Origin of the sequence: Anaerobutyricum hallii DSM 3353 (genome assembly GCF_000173975.1) — a bacterium.
Classification (GTDB): domain Bacteria; phylum Bacillota; class Clostridia; order Lachnospirales; family Lachnospiraceae; genus Anaerobutyricum; species Anaerobutyricum hallii.
Genome location: NZ_ACEP01000135.1, coordinates 1 through 3,646 on the forward strand (window position 1 = coordinate 1; position 3,646 = coordinate 3,646).

Annotated in this window: 3 protein-coding genes; all 3 read left to right on the forward strand. The window is 39.3% G+C overall.

Features of this window, described 5'->3' with window-relative positions:
- Positions 1-383: 383 nt before the first annotated feature.
- The 3 genes from EUBHAL_RS12610 (at position 384) to EUBHAL_RS12620 (ending at position 3,547) form a co-directional block, all read left to right on the forward strand.
- A complete protein-coding gene (locus EUBHAL_RS12610) occupies positions 384-1,694 on the forward strand; it encodes an O-acetylhomoserine aminocarboxypropyltransferase/cysteine synthase family protein (protein ID WP_044923476.1) in 1,311 nt (436 codons plus the stop codon).
- A 15-nt stretch (positions 1,695-1,709) separates the two neighbouring features.
- Positions 1,710-2,639, forward strand: a complete 930-nt coding sequence (gene cysK, locus EUBHAL_RS12615; protein WP_005350566.1) for a cysteine synthase A — start codon at positions 1,710-1,712, stop codon at positions 2,637-2,639.
- Between the two features lie 575 nt (positions 2,640-3,214).
- Complete coding sequence (locus tag EUBHAL_RS12620; RefSeq protein ID WP_005350571.1) at positions 3,215-3,547, forward strand: hypothetical protein; 333 nt, start codon at positions 3,215-3,217, stop codon at positions 3,545-3,547.
- The last annotated feature ends 99 nt before the right edge of the window (positions 3,548-3,646 follow it).

Below are 3,646 nucleotides of genomic sequence, written 5' to 3' on the forward strand. Positions count from 1 at the left end.
CTATCTCAATTTATTGTATCTCAATTTTTTATTATCCGACTAAAGATACTATACTATAATTAGGATACTCTATCAAGTAGGTAGCAGACGCAATTGATCCCCCACCTTAGAGGTCGGAGTCTTCTTGCTGTAAAAGGATAAAAAAATAAAAAATCATATATTTCCTATTGACATAGTAGGATACTTCTGGTATGATAAGCCCATGAAACAAAGAAACACAAAACAAAGAGAGGTGGCAGACATGAATTTAGTAACTTCAAAGAGAAAATTCATACATAAGGACGATCGAATGTGTATGTGCTGCTGTTGCTGTAAAGAGAACATTTAATTAGAAATTTAAAGATTAAAATATAAAGAGTACATAATATATGGAGGATAAAAAAATGGCAAAGAAAACATATAAGGATAGAGATTTTAAATTTGAAACATTACAGTTACACGTTGGACAGGAAAGTGCAGATCCTGTAACAGATGCGAGAGCAGTACCTATTTACCAGACCTCTTCTTTCGTATTCCACAATTCACAGCATGCAGCAGACCGTTTCGGTTTAAAAGATGCAGGTAATATTTACGGAAGATTAACAAATCCTACAGTAGATATTTTCGAGCAGAGAGTTGCAGCTCTTGAAGGTGGCGTTGCAGCATTAGCAACAGCTTCTGGAGCAGCAGCAGTAACATACGCAATCCAGAACGTAGCTTTAGCAGGTGACCACATCGTAGCAGCTAAGAACATTTACGGTGGAACATATAACTTACTTGCTCATACATTAGTAGATTACGGTGTAGAGACAACATTCGTTGACCCTTTAAAACCAGAAGAATTCGAAGCAGCAATTAAGGAAAACACAAAGGCTTTATACATCGAAGCACTTGGTAATCCAAACTCTGAAGTAACAGATATCGAAGCAGTAGCAGAAATCGCTCACAAACATAACATTCCATTATTAATTGATAATACATTCGGAACACCTTACCTTTTAAGACCATTAGAGCATGGTGCAGATATCGTTATCCATTCTGCAACTAAGTTCATTGGCGGACATGGAACAAGTATCGGTGGTGTTATCGTAGACGATGGTAAGTTTGACTGGAAAGCATCCGGTAAGTTCCCACAGCTCACAGAACCAAACCCAAGCTACCATGGAATCAGCTTCGTAGATGCAGCAGGACCTGCCGCATTTGTTACAAGAATTCGTGCGATTCTTTTAAGAGATACCGGAGCAACACTTTCTCCACTCCATGCATTCATTTTCTTACAGGGATTAGAAACACTTTCCTTACGTGTAGAGCGTCATGTAGAGAACGCACTGAAAGTTGTAGAATACTTAAAGAATCAGCCATTGGTGGAGAAGATTAATCATCCTTCTGTATCTGAAGATCCTGAACAGCAGAGATTATATAAGAAATACTTCCCTAACGGTGCAGGTTCTATCTTCACATTTGAAATCAAAGGTGATGCAGAGACAGCAAGAAAGTTCATCGACAATCTGGAATTATTCTCCTTGCTTGCTAACGTAGCTGACGTTAAATCTCTTGTAATCCATCCGGCATCTACAACTCATGCAGAGCTTAATGAGCAGGAGCAGGCAGATCAGGGAATTAAACCAAACACAATCCGTTTATCTATCGGAACAGAGCATATCGACGATATCATTGAAGACTTAGATGAAGCTTTCAAAGCCGTAGCAGAATAATAGGGGGCGCTTATCATGGCAAAGGTTTATAAAGGAATTCAGGAATTAATTGGAAATACACCTTTAGTTGAGGCAGTAAATTTAGAGAAAAAGTTAGGATTAAAAGCAACATTATTATTAAAGCTTGAATATTTTAATCCAGCAGGAAGTGTAAAAGACCGTATCGCAAACGGAATGATCGAAGACGCAGAAAAGAAAGGTCTTTTAAAAGAAGGCGCAACGATCATCGAGCCTACTTCCGGTAACACAGGAATTGGTTTAGCAGCAATCGCAGCCGCAAAAGGTTACAAAGCTATCTTTACTATGCCAGAGACAATGAGTGTAGAAAGAAGAAATATTTTAAAAGCTTATGGAGCGGAAATCGTTCTGACTCCAGGAGAAAAGGGAATGTCCGGGGCTATCGCAAAGGCAGAGGAGCTTGCAAAAGAAATCCCAGGAAGCTTTATTCCAGGACAGTTTGTAAACCCAGCGAACCCTGCAACACATAAAGCAACAACCGGACCGGAAATCTGGAACGACACAGAAGGTAAAGTAGACATCTTCTTAGCAGGTGTTGGTACAGGTGGAACCGTTACAGGTATCGGAGAATATTTAAAAGAACAGAATCCAGATGTAAAAGTCATCGCAATCGAGCCAGCAACCTCTCCTGTATTATCACAGGGACATGGCGGTGCACATAAGATTCAGGGAATTGGTGCAGGATTTGTTCCAGATGTATTAAATACAAAGATTTATGATGAAGTTTTCCCAGTAGAGAATGAAAAAGCATTCGAATACGGAAAAGAACTTGCAAAAGCAGAGGGAATCATTACAGGTATTTCTTCAGGAGCAGCATTATATGCAGCCGTAGAAGTTGCCAAACGTCCGGAGAATGAAGGAAAGACGATTGTAGTGCTTCTTCCAGATAATGGAGACAGATATTACTCCACAGCGTTATTTCAGTAAATCCTGATTTGCGCAGCAAAGGAGACGCTCCCAAAGAGAGACAATACCCTATATTTGTGACTTTAGTCGCTGCAGGTTGAATATTCGCTTAAAACGCTCACATCCAACCTTTGCTCCGAGGCCACAAATATAGGGTATTGTCTCTCTTTGGGAGCTGTCTTTGGCAGTTGTCGCAAATTCAGAATTTATTTTTGGAGAATTTGAGGAAGGCTCCAGATGGTTATGGCATTCCGAGGAGTTAAAGTTCTGAAGACCTGACGCTTAAACCATTCGTAGAAAGCATTTTTCAATAGAATTTACTTTCCCGGATATTCTATATCTCCATTCTTCTTCCTCAAATCCTTCCAACTGATTTCCCAAGCTGCCAACGAGCAGAACTCAGGGAGATAAATAAAGCATATTTGTGGCCTCGGAGCAAGGTTTGGATGTGAGCGCTGTAAGCGAACATTCAAACCGCAGCGACTAAAGTCACAAATATGCTTTATCTCCCTGAGTTCGTCCGTCTCGGCAAATCAGAAATTGTATGTTATAATATTTTTGAAGTAGAAAAATTAGCAAAGTAATAGGAGGCTACTATGGTTATTGAGAATAATCCCAAAGAACTTGCTGCTATGAAGAAATTTCATGAAGGAAACAGAGCAGAAGGATTAAAACTGCAGGAGGAGTTTGCTTCAGAGTTTCGTGAAGAATATAAAGATAAAGATCATTGTCCCTGTAAGAAAGCCTGTCGTTATCATGGAAATTGTAAGGAATGCGTGGCGATTCACAGGGCTCATCAGGAACATGTTCCAAACTGTATGCGGCCGATGTTGAATAGGAAGATTAAGATACTTTCTGAGTTAACGGAACATACTCTTGCTAATGAGATAGAACCTCCTAAAGAACATTTGAGAAAAGAGTTTCTCTAGAATGTGTTTAAAAAGTATTGTTTGCCAATCGCTTGATAAAAAAACTCAATTAGTGTATTTTAAAAGGAAAAGCAGTTGATGAAAGAGGGGGTTAAACAA

Bases quoted from the DNA above. Each gene is read 5' to 3' on its own strand.
- cysK (WP_005350566.1), top strand. From the start codon at position 1,710: ATGGCAAAGGTTTATAAAGGAATTCAGGAATTAATTGGAAATACACCT.
- EUBHAL_RS12620 (WP_005350571.1), top strand. From the start codon at position 3,215: ATGGTTATTGAGAATAATCCCAAAGAACTTGCTGCTATGAAGAAATTT.
- EUBHAL_RS12610 (WP_044923476.1), top strand. From the start codon at position 384: ATGGCAAAGAAAACATATAAGGATAGAGATTTTAAATTTGAAACATTA.